We start from the raw sequence: 17,297 nt of genomic DNA, 5'->3' as shown, positions 1-17,297 counted from the left end.
CGAACGCCGGCGACCGGGGCCCGTGCGGCAGAATGACCGTGCCCGGCAGGTCACCGAGTGATGGAACGGCGGATAGGCGGAAATGACGACAGCAGCGGTAGACGACGTGTCCTCCGGCGAGCGGGCGAACGGCGACGGAGCCGCCGGTATCGGCGCCGGCCGCGGTCTCGCCTGGCTGCTGGTGATCACCGGCGCGGCCGGGCTGCTGGCCGCGTGGGTCATCACGATCGACAAGTTCAAACTGCTGGAGGACCCCTCCTTCACCCCCGGATGCAGCCTGAACCCGGTGGTCTCCTGCGGCAACATCATGAAGAGCGACCAGGCGTCCGTCTTCGGTTTCCCCAACCCCATGCTGGGTCTGGTCACCTACGGCATGGTCATCGCCATCGGCGCCGGCGTCCTGGCCGGCGCCCGCTACAAGCCCTGGTTCTGGCTCGGCCTCAACGCCGGCTCCGCCTTCGGCGCCGGATTCTGCATGTGGCTGATGTACCAGTCGCTGTACAACATCGCCTCGCTCTGCCTCTGGTGCTCGCTGGCGTGGGTCGCCACGATCGTGATGTTCTGCTACGTCACCGTCCACAACATCCGCCACCGGATCATCAAGGTCCCGGAGGGCGTCCGGAGCGCGCTGCTGGAGTTCCACTGGGCGCCGCCGGTGCTGTGGATCGGGATCATCGGCATGCTGATCCTGACCCGCTGGTGGGACTTCTGGACGAGCTGAGGCCGTTGGGGTGGGGGTGCGGGTGCGGGTGCCTTCCCGGGGCTCCTCCCCGGCCCCGGCGCCTCAACCGCCGGCGGGGCTCGATTCGTCACCCGTCCGAAGATGTCCCGCCCCGTCCCCGCGCACCGGAGCGCGCATGTCAGCCCCGCCGGCGATCGAGGCGGCGCGGTACCCCGGGGCCGGGTGAGCGAACCCGTCCTCGCCGGGGGTACCTTCCGGGCGACGCTCCGGGGGAGTTCGAGGCGCGGCAACACCGGGTCGGAGTGACCAGAACTCAGCCCCGCCGGCGTTCGAGGCGGGGGGGCGGGGGGGGGGCCCGGGTTACGGCATGGGCGGGGTGGGGAAACCGCCCCCCGCAGGGGCACCCCACCCGCACCCGGGGCACGGGCAGGCCCGCCCCGGGCCCACCCCCGGAAAGCCGGGCGCGCGGCCGCGGGCCCCGTTGTCAGTGCGCTGGCATAGGCTTCACGCGTGGAGCCCGACCTCTTTACCGCCGCCGCCGAAGACCGCCAGGAGAAGGACCCGTCCAGCACCCCCCTGGCCGTCCGGATGCGCCCCCGTACCCTCGACGAGGTCGTCGGCCAGCAGCATCTGCTCAAACCGGGCTCCCCCCTCCGCCGTCTCGTCGGCGAGAGCGGCAAGGGGAGCGGAAGCAGCGCGGCCGGACCCTCCTCCGTGGTCCTCTGGGGTCCGCCGGGCACCGGTAAGACCACCCTCGCCCATGTGGTCTCCCGGGCGACCGACAAACGCTTCGTGGAGCTGTCCGCGATCACCGCCGGCGTGAAGGAGGTCCGCGCCGTCATCGACGGCGCCCGCCGGGCCGTCGGCGGCTTCGGCAAGGAGACCGTCCTCTTCCTCGACGAGATCCACCGTTTCTCCAAGGCCCAGCAGGACTCCCTGCTCCCCGCCGTGGAGAACCGCTGGGTGACCCTGATCGCGGCCACCACGGAGAATCCGTACTTCTCGGTGATCTCCCCGCTGCTCTCGCGCTCCCTGCTGCTCACCCTCGAACCGCTGACCGACGCCGATCTCACCGCACTGCTGCACCGCGCGCTCGCCGAGGAGCGCGGTCTGGGCGGCGCGGTCACCCTGCCGGAGGACGCCGAGGCGCATCTGCTGCGGATCGCCGGCGGCGACGCCCGCCGCGCGCTCACCGCCCTGGAGGCGGCGGCCGGCGCGGCGCTGGACAAGGGGGAGCCGGAGATCTCGCTGCTGACGGTGGAGGAGACCGTCGACCGCGCGGCGGTGAAGTACGACCGCGACGGCGATCAGCACTATGACGTGGCGAGTGCCCTGATCAAGTCCATCCGGGGCTCGGACGTGGACGCGGCCCTGCACTATCTGGCCCGGATGATCGAGGCGGGCGAGGACCCGAGGTTCATCGCCCGGCGGCTGATGATCTCCGCGAGCGAGGACATCGGGCTCGCCGATCCCGGGGCGCTGCCGATAGCCGTCGCCGCCGCTCAGGCGGTGGCGATGATCGGGTTCCCGGAGGCGGCGCTCACCCTCAGCCATGTCACCATCGCGCTGGCGCTCGCCCCGAAGTCGAACACCGCGACCACGGCGATCGGGGCCGCGCTCGCCGATGTGCGGGCCGGACTGGCGGGCCCGGTCCCCGCGCATCTGCGCGACGGCCACTACAAGGGCGCGGCGAAGCTCGGTCACGCCCGGGGCTATGTCTATCCGCATGATGTGCCCGGTGCCATCGCCGCCCAGCAGTACGCCCCGGACAAGGTGCACGGCAAGCGGTATTACGAACCCACCCGCTATGGCGCGGAGGCGCGGTACGCGGATGTGGTGGAGAAGGTCCGGGAGCGGCTGCGCGGGGAGTGACCCGGCGTCCCGCTCAGTGCGCGGCGGCCTCGAAGAGGATGTGCATGGCCCGGCGGAGTTCCGTGATGTCCCGCACCGGCTCGGGAAAGTCGAAGCGCGCGTCGAAGGAGCGCTCGCCCACGAACCGCACCCGCAGCCCGAACCGGTCCAGCGCCAGCGGTACCGCCCGCGGCTGCCGGCCGTCGGCGCCGACCGTGTCCTGTGCCCGGTCGCCCAGCAGCCGGCACAGTTCCTGGAGCTGCTCCCCGTGCGCGGAGTGCAGGTGCTGGAGCAGTTCCGTCTCGTGCGCCGTCACCGGGTCGACCGCGGCCCGCGCGAACTCCTCGGGCTCCACGTCGGAGGCGCCCCAGAGGTCGTCCACGGCGATCTCGCCCACTTCGAGGCGGAGCATCATGAAGCCGGGCTCGGCGAGGCCGGGAGCGCAGGTGAGCCAGCCGGAGACCCAGGCACGGCCGCGGATGCGGTGGGGGACGGAGACCGGCGCCACATCGGTGATCTCCAGTACGGCGGAGAGCTCGTCGTCCTGCGCGTGCGTGGCGGCCCGTACGGCCGGGGAGTCGGCCCTGAAGAGCAGGAACACCTCACCGTCCGGTCCCACCACCCTGGCCTGCGGAGTCAGCTGATCCGGACGGGTCCCCTCGATGCCGGGGACGAGGAGCACCGCGGAGCATGTACTCTGTACGAGAGTTCGTGTGCGTTCGGCTGCTGACGGCATCCGATCGATTTCAAGCCCGCTGGGATGCGGCTGACCATGAGCTGATCGGACCTCCGTCGCTTCGGCGCTCTTCTGAGCAGCGTCGACGTTCTTTGTGCTGTCCGTGACGCGTTTGGTATTTCCTGGGCGAGACATGCGATCTCCTTGAGTAAGGTGAGCCTAACCTAACCTACAACGGAGGTCTGGAGAACGTGCCTAACCAGTCGCGTCCCAAGGTCAAGAAGTCTCGTGCGCTCGGTATCGCGCTGACCCCGAAGGCTGTCAAGTACTTCGAGGCCCGCCCCTACCCGCCGGGCGAGCACGGCCGTGGCCGCAAGCAGAACTCGGACTACAAGGTCCGTCTGCTGGAGAAGCAGCGGCTGCGTGCGCAGTACGACATCAGCGAGCGCCAGATGGCCCGCGCCTACGACCGCGCCCGCAAGGCCGAGGGCAAGACGGGCGAGGCCCTGGTCATCGAGCTGGAGCGCCGCCTCGACGCCCTGGTTCTGCGTTCGGGCATCGCCCGCACCATCTACCAGGCCCGCCAGATGGTCGTCCACGGCCACATCGAGGTCAACGGCGGCAAGGTCGACAAGCCGTCCTTCCGGATCCGTCCCGACGACGTCGTGATGGTCCGCGAGCGCTCGCGTGACAAGAGCCTCTTCCAGGTCGCCCGCGAGGGTGGCTTCGCCGCCGACGGTGAGACCCCGCGCTACCTCCAGGTGAACCTGAAGGCCCTGGCCTTCCGCCTGGACCGCGACCCGCAGCGCAAGGAAGTCCCCGTTATCTGCGACGAGCAGCTCGTCGTCGAGTACTACGCCCGCTGATCCGGGCGCGGTACGACACCGCGTTTGGGCCCGCCGTCCCCCGTCCTCGTGGCGGGGGGCCGGCGGGCTCTCGCGTTCCCGGGGACGCCGGGACGGATGCCCCCGCCGGGCGCCCGGCAATCCGGTACGGCGCGCGATGCCGGGCGCGATAGGCTCGGCAGACGAATTTCCGAGGTATCAGCGACAAGCAGAGAGCGGTGCGGTGTGACCGGTGGAGAGGTTGCCGGGATCCTGGTGGCCGTCTTCTGGGCGATCCTGGTCTCCTTCCTCGCCGTGGTGCTGGCGAGGCTGGCCCAGACGCTCAGGGCGACCACCCGGCTGGTGACGGAGGTGACCGAGCAGGCCGTACCGCTGCTCTCGGACGCCTCCGCGACGGTGCGTTCCGCACAGACCCAGCTCGACCGCGTCGACGCCATCGCGACCGACGTCCAGGAAGTCACCTCCAACGCCTCCGCGCTCTCCACCACCGTCGCCTCCACCTTCGGCGGCCCCCTGGTCAAGGTCGCCGCCTTCGGCTACGGCGTGCGCCGGGCCATGAGCCGCCGCCCCGACGAGGCCGCGGCCCCCCGGACGAAGCCCCGCACCAAGGTGATCCCCGGGCGCAGGGTGCCGGCCGCCCGGGACAAGAGCGCCCGATGGGGCGGGAAGGGCTGACACACCATGTTCCGCCGTACCTTCTGGTTCACCGCGGGCGCCGCCGCCGGGGTCTGGGCCACCGCCAAGGTCAACCGCAAGCTGAAGCAGCTGACCCCCGAGAGCCTCGCCGCGCAGGCCGCCAACAAGGCGATCGACACCGGCCACCGGCTCAAGGACTTCGCACTCGACGTCCGCGCCGGAATGCTCCAGCGCGAGGAGGAGTTGGGAGAAGTGCTCGGTACGAACACTCCGCCCGACCCCGAACTGCCCGCACAGCGTCACCGCCCCGCCCTCGCGCGCCCGGGCATGCGGGCCCCCGACACACACTCGTACAAGTCGTACAACCGGAATGAGGACCACTGATGGAGTCGGCTGAAATCCGCCGCCGCTGGCTGAGCTTCTTCGAGGAGCGCGGGCACACCGTCGTCCCTTCGGCGTCGCTCATCGCGGACGACCCGACTCTGCTGCTCGTCCCCGCCGGCATGGTCCCCTTCAAGCCCTACTTCCTGGGTGAGACCAAGCCGCCGGCCCCGCGCATCACCAGCGTGCAGAAGTGTGTCCGCACCCCGGACATCGAAGAGGTCGGCAAGACCACCCGCCACGGCACCTTCTTCCAGATGTGCGGCAACTTCTCCTTCGGCGACTACTTCAAGGAAGGGGCCATCAAGCTGGCCTGGGAGCTGCTCACCGGCTCCGTCGCCGACGGCGGTTACGGCCTCGACCCCGAGCGCCTGTGGATCACCGTCTACCAGGAGGACGACGAGGCCGAGCGCATCTGGCGCGATGTCATCGGCGTGCCCGCCGAGCGCATCCAGCGCCTCGGCATGGGCCCCAACTTCTGGTCCATGGGCGTCCCCGGCCCCTGCGGCCCCTGCTCCGAGATCAACTACGACCGGGGCCCCGAGTTCGGCGAGGAGGGCGGCCCGGCCGTCAACGACGAGCGCTATGTGGAGATCTGGAACCTGGTCTTCATGCAGTACGAGCGCGGCGCCGGCGAGGGCAAGGAGGACTTCCCGATCCTCGGGGACCTGCCCTCCAAGAACATCGACACCGGTCTCGGCCTCGAACGTCTCGCCATGATCCTCCAGGGCGTGCGGAACATGTACGAGACCGACACCCTGCGCGTCGTCATGGACAAGGCCACCGAGCTCACCGGTGTCCGGTACGGCGCCGCGCACGGCACCGATGTCTCGCTCCGGGTGGTCGCCGACCACATCCGCACCTCGGTCATGCTGATCGGCGACGGAGTCACCCCCGGCAATGAGGGGCGCGGCTATGTGCTGCGCCGCATCATGCGCCGCGCCATCCGCAACATGCGGCTGATGGGTGCCGGCGGCCCGGTCGTCGCCGAGCTCGCCGATGTCGTCATCACGACGATGGGCGAGCAGTACCCCGAGCTGGTCACCGACCGCAAGCGCATCGAGGCCGTGGCCCTCGCCGAGGAGGCCCGCTTCCTCAAGACGCTCAACGCCGGCACCAATGTGCTCGACACCGCCATCACCGAGACCCGCTCCGGCGGCGGCAGGGTGCTCGCCGGCGAGAAGGCGTTCCTGCTCCACGACACCTGGGGCTTCCCGATCGATCTCACCCTGGAGATCGCCGCCGAGCAGGGCCTCTCGGTGGACGAGGACGGCTTCCGCCGCCTGATGAAGGAGCAGCGGGAGAAGGCCAAGGCCGACGCCCGGGCCAAGAAGACCGGCCACGCCGATCTCTCCGCCTACCGCGAGGTCGCCGACACCGCCGGAGCCACCGAGTTCACCGGCTATCTCTCCACCGAGGGCGAGTCGACCGTCGTCGGCCTGCTGGTCGACGGCGTGCCGTCGCCCGCCGCCTCCGAGGGCGACGAGATCGAGATCGTGCTCGACCGCACCCCGTTCTACGCCGAGGGCGGCGGCCAGCTCGCCGACCAGGGCCGGATCCGGCTCCACTCCGGCGCCGTGATCGAGGTCCGCGATGTCCAGCAGCCGGTTCCCGGTGTCTCCGTGCACAAGGGATCGGTGCAGGTCGGCGAGGTCACCGTCGGTGCCTCCGCCTATGCCGCCATCGACGTCAAGCGCCGCCGGGCCATCGCCCGCGCCCACAGCGCCACCCATCTGACCCACCAGGCGCTGCGCGACGCGCTGGGCCCCACGGCCGCCCAGGCCGGCTCGGAGAACTCCCCGGGCCGCTTCCGCTTCGACTTCGGCTCGCCCGCCGCCGTACCCGGCTCGGTCCTGACCGATGTCGAGCAGCGGATCAATGAGGTGCTCTCCGGCGAGCTGGAGGTCCAGGCCGAGGTCATGAGCCTGGAGGACGCCAAGAAGCAGGGTGCCATCGCCGAGTTCGGCGAGAAGTACGGCGAGCGGGTGCGCGTGGTCACCATCGGTGACTTCTCCAAGGAGCTCTGCGGCGGTACGCATGTCGGCAACACCGCCCAGCTCGGCCTGGTGAAGCTGCTCGGCGAGTCCTCGATCGGCTCCGGTGTGCGCCGGATCGAGGCCCTCGTCGGCGCCGACGCGTACAACTTCCTCGCCAGGGAGCACACGGTGGTCGCCCAGCTCCAGGAGCTGGTCAAGGGCCGTCCCGAGGAGCTGCCGGAGAAGATCTCCGGCATGCTCGCCAAGCTGAAGGACGCCGAGAAGGAGATCGAGCGGTTCCGCGCGGAGAAGGTCCTCCAGGCCGCCGCCGGGCTCGCCGCCGGTGCCCAGGACGTCCGCGGTGTCGCGCTGGTCACCGGACAGGTCGCCGACGGTGTCTCCGCCGATGATCTGCGCAAGCTGGTGCTCGACGTCCGGGGCCGCATCCCGGGTGACCGCCCGGCCGTCGTCGCGCTCTTCACCGTCGCCAACGGCCGCCCGCTGACCGTGATCGCCACCAATGAGGCCGCGCGCGAGCGCGGGCTCAAGGCCGGTGACCTGGTCCGTACCGCCGCCAAGACCCTCGGCGGCGGCGGTGGCGGCAAGCCGGACGTCGCCCAGGGCGGCGGCCAGAACCCGGACGCCGTCGGCGAGGCCGTCACCGCTGTCGAACGACTGGTGGCCGGAGCCTCGTGAGGCGTGGACGCCGGCTCGCGATCGATGTCGGGGACGCCAGGATCGGGGTCGCTTCCTGCGACCCCGACGGGATCCTCGCCACACCGGTGGAGACCGTGCCGGGGCGCGATGTCCCGGCCGCCCACCGGCGGCTGAAACTGATCGTCGAGGAGTACGAACCGATTGAGGTCGTGGTCGGCCTTCCCCGCTCGCTCAGCGGCGGGGAGGGCCCGGCGGCCGTCAAGATCCGTGCCTTCGCTCAGGTGCTGGCTGCGGGGATCGCCCCGGTGCCGGTGCGGCTGGTGGACGAGAGGATGTCCACAGTGACCGCCACCCAGGGTCTCCGGGCCTCGGGAGTGAAGTCCAAAAAGGGCCGTTCTGTCATCGATCAGGCGGCCGCTGTGGTGATCCTTCAGAACGCTCTGGAGTCCGAACGGGCGTCAGGGGCGGCACCCGGCGAGTCAGTCGAAGTGGTTGTCTGATCGCGATACGGTAACGTTCCGCGCGATGCGGCGATGTTCGAACACCTGCCGCACAACGTAGAGGCGGACCGACCGGCCCCCTCGCGGCTGTTTGGGGAACGATGACTGAATATGGACGGGGCAGCGGCTCCGCACCGTGGCATCCGGAGGACCCGTTGTACGGGGACCAGGGATGGTCAGGTCAGCAGGACCCGGCGGCCGGACAGGGCACGTACGGGGACGGCGGACCGCAGCAGCAGTACGGCATGGGCCATCAGGACCCCTATCAGCAGCAGTACGGCGACCAGCAGGCCCAGTACGCCGCCGGCGGGCAGCAGTACGACACTCCCCAGTACCAGCAGCAGCCCCAGCAGCAGTACGGCGGCCAGGGATACCCGGAGCCGGGGTACGGCGATCAGCCGTACCCCGGCGGCCACCCCGGCGACGGGCTGAACCAGCAGGCCGGCCAGTCCTACGGCGGCGGGCAGCAGTACGCCGCCCCCCAGGCCCCCGAGCAGCAGTACACCGGCGAGCAGCAGTACGCCGCCGCCGGCTGGGACGCCGCGCAGCAGCAGGCCGGGATCCCCTACGACCCGGCGCAGGCCGTGCCGTACTCGGCCGAGACCCCCGACCTCTACGGCACCCCCGAGGCGTACCCCCCGCCGGAGCCCCCCGGCCGCCGGGCACCCGAGCCCGAGCCGCGGGCGGAGCCCGAGGCGGAGGAGGAGTCGCACCCCTTCTTCACCGGTGCCGGCGACGGCCACGACGACGAGGACGCCGAGCCCGCGGGCTCCCGGCGCGGCGGCGGGCGCGCGGGCCGGGGCGGCGGTGACGGCCGCGGCGGCGGGCGGTCCGGCAAGAAGCAGAAGAAGAGCCGCAGCGGCATCGCCTGCCTGGTCGTCTCGGCGGTGCTGGTCGGCGGCCTCGGCGGCGTCGGCTACTTCGGCTATCAGTTCTGGCAGGGGAAGTTCGGCCCGGCCCCCGACTACTCCGGCGCCGGCTCCGGCACCGTCCAGGTCGAGATCCCCGAGGGCGCCCTCGGCTATGTCATCGGCCAGGTCCTCAAGAAGCACGGCGTGGTGAAGAGCGTCGACGCCTTCGTCGCCGCGCAGAAGGCGAACCCCGAGGGCAACAAGATCCAGGCCGGCGTCTACACCCTGAGCAAGCAGATGTCCGCCGCGAAGGCGGTCGAGGCCATGCTCAACCCGAAGAGCCGCAGCAATCTGATCATCCCCGAGGGCACGCGGAACGCCGCCATCTACAAGATGATCGACGACCAGCTCAAGCTGGACGACGGCACCACCAAGGCGGTCGCCAGGGAGCAGGCGGACAGCCTCGGACTTCCGCAGTGGGCGAAGGGCCACGACAAGGTGAAGGATCCGCTGGAGGGATTCCTCTTCCCGGCCAGCTATCCGGTCGCCAAGGGGGTCAAGCCCGAGGCGGTCCTGAAGCAGATGGTGACCCGCGCCAACAAGGAGTACAACAAGCTCGATCTGGCGGGCCAGGCCCGGAAGTTCGACCTGGAGGGCCCGTGGGAGCTGCTCACCGCGGCCAGTCTGGTGCAGGCCGAGGGGAAGACGTCCGACGACTTCCGGAAGATGGCCGAGGTCATCTACAACCGGCTCAAGCCCAATCCGGACATCAACCAGAAGCTTCAGTTCGACTCGGCCCTGAACTATCTGAAGGGCCAGAGCGAGATCAGGATCACCGAGGCCGAGGCGCACTCCAACCCGGACCCGTACAACACGTACAAGTACCCCGGCCTGACCCCCGGCCCCATCGGCAACCCGGGTCTGACCGCGCTGAGCGCCACCCTCGATCCCACCAAGGACGGCTGGCTCTACTTCGTCGCGACCGACGGTCTCGAAAAGACGGAATTTGCGAAGACCTACGATCACTTCCTGAGACTGAAGGACAAATTCAATGAGTCCGGTGTCCAGTGAGGAACGCCGGGCGGCGGTCCTCGGATCACCGATCGAGCATTCGCTCTCCCCGGTACTGCACCGCGCCGCCTATGCGGCGCTCGGTCTCCGCGCATGGTCCTACGACCGCTTCGAGGTGACCGAGGACACCCTGCCGGCCTTCATCGAGCGGCTCGACCCGTCCTGGGCGGGCCTCTCGCTCACCATGCCGCTGAAGCGGGCGGTCATCCCGCTGCTCGACGAGATGTCCGCGACCGCGGCATCGGTCGAGGCGGTGAACACCGTCGTCCTCACCCCCGACGGCCGCCGGATCGGTGACAACACCGATATTCCCGGACTGATCGCCGCGCTGCGGGAGCGGGGCGTCGACTCGGTCGGATCCGCCGCGGTCCTGGGCGCGGGCGCGACCGCCTCCTCGGCCCTCGCCGCCCTGGCCCGCGTCTGCACCGGCCCGGTGACCGCCTATGTGCGCGGCCCCGCCCGGGCCGCCGAGATGCGCGGCTGGGGGGAGCGGCTGGGTGTGGAGGTGCGCACCGCCGACTGGGCGGACGCCGCCGAGGCCCTGCGGGCCCCGCTGGTGATCGCCACCACCCCGGCCGGGGCGACGGACGAGCTCGCCGCCGAGGTGCCCGACCGGCCCTGCACCCTCTTCGACGTGCTCTACGACCCCTGGCCCACGGCCCTCGCGGCACGCTGGTCCGCCCGCGGCGGCGATGTACTCGGCGGCCTGGACCTCCTCGTGCACCAGGCGGTGCTCCAGGTCGAGCAGATGACCGGAGTCCCCGCCGCCCCGCTCGATGTCATGCGCAAGGCGGGCGAACAGGTACTCGCGGGCCGCTGAGCCGCCGAGAAGGCCTCGGCGGCGTTCGCGGCGCGGGGTCCGGGGCGGTGCCCCGGTTACGGGAAGGGGAAGAGCCCTCCGCCGGAGCCCCCACCGGAGCCCCCGCCGGAGCCCGCCGCTCTCGGCGGGCTCGGCCCGCACTCGGCCGCCCCTGGAACCGGGGGCCCGCGCCCCCGCCCCCGTACCCCCGGCCCCGCGGGATCCGCGCCGGCATCCCCCCGCACCCCCTGACCAGGCCCCCGCCCGGCGCCCCGCCCCACCCGCTCCCGTACCGGGACACCGCCCCCGGAGGCGTCCGTCTGCTGGACCGGGGGCCTGGACACACCCGCGGGCGTGGGAGGATCGGATCAGGCGGGCCAGGGCCGCGCACCCGGCCGCGCCATCAGCAGTTTCAGGCGCGAGCAGGAGGAGCACCGTTGAGCAGGTTGCGTTGGCTGACGGCGGGGGAGTCGCACGGCCCCGCACTGGTGGCGACGCTGGAGGGTCTTCCCGCCGGTGTGCCGATCACGACCGCGATGGTGGCCGACCACCTCGCCCGCCGGCGTCTGGGGTACGGACGCGGGGCGCGGATGAAGTTCGAGCTCGACGAGGTGACCTTCCTGGGCGGCGTCCGCCACGGCCTGACCATGGGGTCGCCGGTCGCGGTGATGGTGGGGAACACGGAGTGGCCGAAGTGGGAGCAGGTGATGTCGGCCGATCCGGTGGATCCCGAGATCCTCGCCGGCCTCGCGCGCAACGCCCCGCTGACCCGCCCCCGCCCCGGGCACGCCGACCTCGCCGGGATGCAGAAGTACTCGCTGGACGAGGCCCGGCCGGTCCTGGAGCGCGCCAGCGCCCGGGAGACCGCCGCCCGTGTCGCGCTCGGTGCCATCGCCCGCTCCTACCTCAAGGAGACGGCCGGCATCGAGATCGTCTCCCATGTGGTGGAGTTCGCCGGCGCCAAGGCGCCCCGAGGCGTCTACCCCACACCCGCCGATGTCGAGAAGCTGGACGCGGACCCGGTGCGCTGCCTGGACGCGGACGCCTCCAAGGCGATGGTCGCGGAGATCGACCAGGCCCACAAGGACGGCGACACCCTCGGCGGCGTCGTCGAGGTGCTGGCCTACGGCGTCCCGGTCGGGCTCGGCTCGTACACCCACTGGGACCGGCGTCTCGACGCCCGGCTCGCCGGCGCCTTGATGGGCATCCAGGCCATCAAGGGCGTGGAGCTCGGCGACGGCTTCGAGCTCGCCCGGGTCCCCGGCTCCCAGGCGCATGACGAGATCGTCGCCACCGACGAGGGGCTGCGCCGCACCTCCGGCCGGTCCGGCGGGACCGAGGGCGGCATGTCCACGGGCGAGCTGCTGCGGGTCCGCGCCGCGATGAAGCCGATCGCGACCGTGCCCAAGGCGCTGGCCACCGTGGACATCACCACCGGCGAGGCCGCCGCCGCCCACCACCAGCGCTCCGACGTCGCCGCGGTTCCGGCCGCCGGCATCGTCGCCGAGGCGATGGTGGCACTGGTCCTGGCGGACGCGGTGGCGGAGAAGTTCGGCGGCGACAGCGTCACCGAGACCCGCCGCAATGTCCGGTCCTACCTCGACAATCTGCAGATCCGGTGAGCGGGCGGCAGCCCGCCCCCGGGCCGCTGGTGGTCCTGGTCGGGCCGATGGGATCGGGCAAGTCGACCGTCGGTGAGCTGCTCGCCCGCCGGCTGGGCGCGCCCTACCGGGACACCGACGCCGACATCGTCGCCGCCCAGGGCCGGGAGATCGCCGACATCTTCGTCACCGACGGCGAGGCGCACTTCCGCGAGCTGGAGCGCGCTGCGGTACGGGAGGCGGTCGCCGGGCACACCGGCGTGCTCTCCCTCGGCGGCGGCGCGATCCTCGACGCGTCCACCCGCGCGCTGCTGGCCGGGCTGCCGGTCGTCTATCTCTCCCTCGACGTGGAGGAGGCGGTCCGCCGCACCGGGCTCAACCAGGCCCGGCCGCTGCTCGCCGTCAATCCGCGCCGCCAGTGGCGGGAGCTGATGGACGCCCGCCGCCATCTGTACACCGAGGTCGCCCGGATCACCGTGGCGACCGATGAACGCACCCCCGACGAGGTCGCCCAGGCGGTCCTTGACGCATTGGAGCTGAAAGACGCATGACCGAGCAGGCAGTGACCCGTATCCAGGTCGGTGGAGCCGGGCCGGAGGAGGGTTCTGCTCCCTATGAGGTCCTGGTGGGGCGGCAGCTTCTCGGCGAGCTCCCCGGGCTGATCGGGAATGCCCAGCGGGTGGCGGTGCTGCACCCCGAGGCGCTCGCCGGGACCGGCGAGGCGATCCGTGAGGATCTGGCCGCCCAGGGGTACGAGGCCATCGCCGTCCAGCTGCCCAACGCCGAGGAGTCCAAGACCGTCGAGGTCGCGGCGTACTGCTGGAAGGCGCTCGGCCAGACCGGCTTCACCCGTACCGATGTCATCATCGGGGTCGGCGGCGGCGCCACCACCGACCTCGCGGGGTTCGTCGCCGCGACCTGGCTGCGCGGGGTGCGCTGGATCGCGGTGCCCACGACCGTGCTCGGCATGGTGGACGCGGCGGTCGGCGGCAAGACCGGCATCAACACCGCCGAGGGCAAGAACCTCGTCGGCGCCTTCCACCCGCCCGCCGGGGTGCTCTGTGATCTGGCCGCGCTGGACTCGCTGCCGGTGCACGACTACGTCAGCGGGATGGCCGAGATCATCAAGGCCGGCTTCATCGCCGACCCGGTCATCCTCGATCTGGTGGAGGCCGACCCCGAGGGCGCGCGCAGCCCTTCCGGGCCGCACACCTCGGAGCTGATCGAACGCTCCATCCGGGTCAAGGCGGAGGTCGTCTCGGGCGATCTGCGGGAGTCCGGCCGCCGGGAGATCCTCAACTACGGGCACACCCTCGCCCACGCGATCGAGAAGAACGAGCGCTACAAGTGGCGCCACGGGGCCGCGGTCTCCGTGGGCATGGTCTTCGCCGCCGAGCTCGGCCGGCTCGCCGGACGGCTGGACGACGCCACCGCCGACCGCCACCGGGCGATCCTGGAGTCCGTCGGACTGCCGCTCACCTACCGGGGCGACCAGTGGGCCAAGCTCCTGGAGACCATGAAGGTCGACAAGAAGTCCCGGGGCAATCTGCTCCGCTTCATCGTCCTGGACGGTCTCGCCAAGCCCACCGTGCTGGAGGGACCGGATCCGGCCGTACTGCTCGCCGCGTACGGCGAGGTCTCCGCGTGAGCCGCCCGGTCCTGGTCCTGAACGGCCCCAATCTGGGCCGGCTCGGCTCCCGGGAGCCCGATGTGTACGGGGCGACCTCCTACGCCGGTCTCGTCGACACCTGCCGGGAGCTCGGCCGGGAGCTGGGCTTCGCGGTGGAGGTCCGGGAGACCAATGACGAGGGCGAGATGATCCGCTGGCTCCACGAGGCGGCGGACGGGTCGATTCCGGTGGTGCTCAACCCCGGGGCCTTCACCCACTACTCCTACGGGATGCGGGACGCGGCGGCCCAGCGCACCGCGCCGCTGATCGAGGTGCACATCTCCAACCCGTACACCCGCGAGACGTTCCGGCACACCTCGGTGGTCGCGGCCGTCGCGAGCGGCACGATCGCGGGCTTCGGAATCGGCTCGTACCGGCTGGCGCTGCGCGCGCTGGCCGAGGAGATCTCCGCCTGACCCGGCCGTCCCGGCCCCGCGCGGGGCCCGGACGGATCCCCGGTCCCGCGCTCTCGGCCATTGGCCGGAATCGCCCTGCTGAACAGGGCACTTCGAGCGGTCCCCGGCCGTTCTCCCCATGAAGGACCGGGGATTGAGCAGGCCGCGGGTCGCGGCCGCGGGTACCGTTCGACGGCAGAAGAGCCCAGCCGCCCGCCGCGCGGCGGCTGTACGAGACGGAGTGGCACGGGATGCAGTACGCAGGTGGGGCTCCGCTCCCGCCGCCCCGGGAAGCGGGGCAGGGACCGGCCGGATGGGCGCCCGGCGCCCGGCACCCCGGCCCGCCGCCGGGTGCGCACCCGGGCCCGCCGCCCCCGGCCGGCCCGCCCCCGCATCCGCCGCAGGGCCCGCCGCCCGGGCCCCCGCCCATACCACCGGCGTCCGCGCCGCCCGGTCCTCCGCTCCCGCCCGGACCGCCCGCCCCGGCGGCGCCTCCCCGGCCCGACGGAGCCGGGGCCACCGGGCATGTGCGGCTCCCGCCGGGCGCCCCCGTCCCGCTCCCCATACCCGCCCCCGGCACCGGCGGCACCGGCGCCGCCACCCTCGCCGTGCTGCTGATCGGCCCCGCCGGCGCGGGCAAGACCACGGTGGCGCGCCACTGGGCCGGCCGGCGCCGGGCCGCCACCGCCCACATCAGTCTGGACGACGTCCGCGAGTGGGTCCGCTCCGGTTTCGCGGACCCCCAGTCCGGATGGAACGACCACTCCGAGGCCCAGTACCGCCTCGCCCGCCGCACCTGCGGCTTCGCCGCCCGCAATTTCCTGGCGAACGGCATCTCCTGCATCCTCGACGACGCCGTCTTCCCGGACCGCCCCGTCGTGGGCCTCGGCGGCTGGAAGCGCCATGTCGGCCCCGGGCTGCTCCCCGTCGTCCTCCTGCCCGGACTGGACACCGTCCTGGAGCGCAATGCCCAGCGGCGCGGCAACCGCCGGCTCTCCGACGAGGAGGTCGCCACCATCCACGGCCGGATGGCCGGCTGGTATGGATCGGGCCTGCCGATCATCGACAATTCCGGTTACGACGTCGAGACCACCGCCCGAGTCCTGGACGACGCCCTGGCCCGCGCCATCGCCAGCCCCCCGAGCTGGTAACACGCGCTTCTGGGCCGCGGTGCCCGCAAGCGCGTACCGCCGCGCCCTCCGGCACCGTCCCCGTCTCCCTCGCCGCGGTCCCTCCCGACCGGCCGCGGCACCCGGGACCAGCCGCGGGCCGGTGACACTCCGCGGCCCCGAGGCGCCGGGCCGCGCGGCCCCGCCCGTATCCCCGTCGAGCGGGTCTCCGGGCACCGGGCGGCCCGCCCGCCGACGGCTCCCACCCCCGCCGGAGGGCATTTCCGCGCCCCCGCCGTACGCGGCCGGCCGGCACCTGTCGGCGCGTGCGACGGACGGTGCCCGCTTCCGCGCCCCCGCCGTACGCGGCCGGGCCCGCACCTCCCGGCCGTGCGACGGCCGTGCACGTGTCGGCGCCCGCTTCCGGGACCCCCGGTCGGACGCGCTGGCCGGGCCGTTCCCCGGGGCCGCTCGTACGGTGGACGCATGTCTGAGGTGTATGCGGTCCGCCGCGGCCGGCTGCGTGAGCGGTGCGCCGCCACCGGCAGTACCGGGGCCCTCGTCTCGCGGCCCGCCAATGTGCGCTATCTCGCCGGCGGCGCGCCTCCCGGCGCCGTACTCCTCCTCGGACCCGCCGAGGACGTGCTGCTCTGCCCCGTCGCCCCCACCGGCGACTCCGCCGAGGGCCGCCCCGACGAACAGCTCCGCCTCGCCGTCCTGCCCAGCGCCTCCGGCGATCCGGCCGTCGCGGCGACCGAGCTGGCACGGGCCGCCGGCGTGACCTCGCTCGCCATCGAGGAGCACCATCTCGCCGTCGCCCGGCACCGCGCCATCCGCTCCGTCGCGCCCCGGCTGCGTCTCGCCGATCTCTCCCTCGCCGTGGAGCAGCAGCGGGTCGTCAAGGACGAGGAGGAGATCGCCTGCCTCCGCATCGCCGCCGAGATCACCGATCAGGCCCTCGGGGAACTCCTCGAATCGATTCTGGTCGGCCGGACCGAGCGGCATCTCGCCCTGGAGCTGGAGCGCCGCCTCATCGACCACGGCGCCGAGGGGCCCGCCTTCCCCACCTCCGTCGCGACCGGACCCAATTCCGGCCGTCCCGGTCACCGGCCCACCGACCGGCGTGTCGAGGAGGGCGATTTCCTCTGTGTCCAGGTGGGAGCCGACTACCGCGGCTACCGCTGTGAGATCGGCCGGACCTTTGTCATCGGGACCAGTCCCGCGGACTGGCAGATCGAGCTGTACGACCTCGTCTTCGCCGCTCAGCGGGGAGCGCGTGAGGCTCTTGTGCCCGGTGCGGCCTACCGTGACATCGACTTCGCCGCGCGTCAGATTCTGACCGCGGCGGGCCATGGTGAGGGTCTCGCGGCCCACACCGGGCACGGTGTGGGGCTCGAAATCGAAGAGGACCCGCAGTTGGCCCCGGCGGCCATGGGTAAACTGGACGCTTGCGTGCCGGTCACCGTCGAACCGGGGGTCCACCTCCCGGGCCGGGGCGGGGTCCGGATCGATGACACGCTCGTCGTCCGCCAGGAGGCGGACGGCGGCCCCGAGCTACTCACCATCACGACCAAGGAACTGCTCGCGCTCTGAGCGCA

At 72.2% G+C, this 17,297-nt stretch carries 16 protein-coding genes; 15 read left to right on the top strand and 1 reads right to left on the bottom strand.

The window, feature by feature from the left end; translation table 11 throughout:
- The first annotated feature begins 82 nt into the window (after positions 1-82).
- Together AAFN69_RS15205 and AAFN69_RS15200 are read left to right on the top strand one after the other, a co-directional pair.
- A complete protein-coding gene (locus tag AAFN69_RS15205) occupies positions 83-721 on the top strand; it encodes a vitamin K epoxide reductase family protein (protein WP_347729021.1) in 639 nt (212 codons plus the stop codon).
- A gap of 471 nt (positions 722-1,192) precedes the next feature.
- Entirely contained in the window at positions 1,193-2,554 is a 1,362-nt protein-coding gene (locus AAFN69_RS15200) for a replication-associated recombination protein A (RefSeq protein WP_347729020.1), read from the top strand.
- 13 nt (positions 2,555-2,567) lie between these two features.
- Here the strand turns inward: AAFN69_RS15200 and AAFN69_RS15195 are convergent, their stop codons facing one another.
- Complete coding sequence (locus AAFN69_RS15195) at positions 2,568-3,269, bottom strand: DUF2470 domain-containing protein (protein ID WP_347729019.1); 702 nt, start codon at positions 3,267-3,269, stop codon at positions 2,568-2,570.
- A 191-nt stretch (positions 3,270-3,460) separates the two neighbouring features.
- On the opposite strand from AAFN69_RS15195, the gene rpsD reads away from it, so the two are divergent.
- From rpsD to AAFN69_RS15130, 13 genes are all read left to right on the top strand, one after another.
- Positions 3,461-4,075 (top strand): 30S ribosomal protein S4, encoded by a 615-nt coding sequence (gene rpsD, locus AAFN69_RS15190; RefSeq protein WP_347729018.1) that lies wholly within the window; start codon positions 3,461-3,463, stop codon positions 4,073-4,075.
- A 204-nt stretch (positions 4,076-4,279) separates the two neighbouring features.
- The gene (locus tag AAFN69_RS15185) at positions 4,280-4,729 is read left to right on the top strand and encodes a DUF948 domain-containing protein (RefSeq protein WP_347729017.1); all 450 of its coding nucleotides are present in this window, start codon (positions 4,280-4,282) and stop codon (positions 4,727-4,729) included.
- A gap of 6 nt (positions 4,730-4,735) precedes the next feature.
- On the top strand, positions 4,736-5,074 hold the full coding sequence (locus tag AAFN69_RS15180) for a DUF6167 family protein (RefSeq protein ID WP_347729016.1): 339 nt from the start codon (positions 4,736-4,738) through the stop codon (positions 5,072-5,074).
- Positions 5,074-7,743: an alanine--tRNA ligase gene (gene alaS, locus AAFN69_RS15175; RefSeq protein WP_347729015.1), complete on the top strand. Its 2,670-nt coding sequence runs from the start codon at positions 5,074-5,076 to the stop codon at positions 7,741-7,743. Before AAFN69_RS15180 ends, alaS begins: the two co-directional genes overlap by 1 nt.
- Positions 7,740-8,204 (top strand): Holliday junction resolvase RuvX, encoded by a 465-nt coding sequence (gene ruvX, locus AAFN69_RS15170; protein WP_347729014.1) that lies wholly within the window; start codon positions 7,740-7,742, stop codon positions 8,202-8,204. Before alaS ends, ruvX begins: the two co-directional genes overlap by 4 nt.
- Before the next feature lie 101 nt (positions 8,205-8,305).
- Positions 8,306-10,126, top strand: coding sequence for an endolytic transglycosylase MltG (mltG, locus tag AAFN69_RS15165; protein WP_347729013.1), 1,821 nt, complete (start codon positions 8,306-8,308; stop codon positions 10,124-10,126).
- Positions 10,107-10,946: a shikimate dehydrogenase gene (locus AAFN69_RS15160; RefSeq protein WP_347729012.1), complete on the top strand. Its 840-nt coding sequence runs from the start codon at positions 10,107-10,109 to the stop codon at positions 10,944-10,946. Before mltG ends, AAFN69_RS15160 begins: the two co-directional genes overlap by 20 nt.
- Positions 10,947-11,362: 416 nt before the next feature.
- Positions 11,363-12,547: a chorismate synthase gene (aroC, locus tag AAFN69_RS15155; RefSeq protein WP_347729011.1), complete on the top strand. Its 1,185-nt coding sequence runs from the start codon at positions 11,363-11,365 to the stop codon at positions 12,545-12,547.
- Between the two features lie 47 nt (positions 12,548-12,594).
- Positions 12,595-13,077 carry a shikimate kinase gene (locus AAFN69_RS15150; protein ID WP_347729276.1) on the top strand — a complete coding sequence of 161 codons (483 nt, stop codon included), beginning with the start codon at positions 12,595-12,597 and terminating at the stop codon, positions 13,075-13,077.
- The gene (gene aroB, locus AAFN69_RS15145; RefSeq protein WP_347729010.1) at positions 13,074-14,174 is read left to right on the top strand and encodes a 3-dehydroquinate synthase; all 1,101 of its coding nucleotides are present in this window, start codon (positions 13,074-13,076) and stop codon (positions 14,172-14,174) included. Before AAFN69_RS15150 ends, aroB begins: the two co-directional genes overlap by 4 nt.
- A complete protein-coding gene (locus tag AAFN69_RS15140) occupies positions 14,171-14,611 on the top strand; it encodes a type II 3-dehydroquinate dehydratase (RefSeq protein WP_347729009.1) in 441 nt (146 codons plus the stop codon). Before aroB ends, AAFN69_RS15140 begins: the two co-directional genes overlap by 4 nt.
- A gap of 230 nt (positions 14,612-14,841) precedes the next feature.
- Entirely contained in the window at positions 14,842-15,741 is a 900-nt protein-coding gene (locus tag AAFN69_RS15135; protein ID WP_347729008.1) for an AAA family ATPase, read from the top strand.
- 444 nt (positions 15,742-16,185) lie between these two features.
- Positions 16,186-17,292, top strand: a complete 1,107-nt coding sequence (locus AAFN69_RS15130; RefSeq protein ID WP_347729007.1) for an aminopeptidase P family protein — start codon at positions 16,186-16,188, stop codon at positions 17,290-17,292.
- Positions 17,293-17,297 lie beyond the last annotated feature (5 nt).

It is taken from the genome of Streptomyces sp. CAU 1734, from assembly GCF_039888735.1.
In the GTDB taxonomy this organism is placed as follows: domain Bacteria; phylum Actinomycetota; class Actinomycetes; order Streptomycetales; family Streptomycetaceae; genus Streptomyces.
The sequence above is the reverse complement of the archived record's forward strand: the minus strand, read 5'-3'. Positions and strand labels throughout refer to the sequence as shown.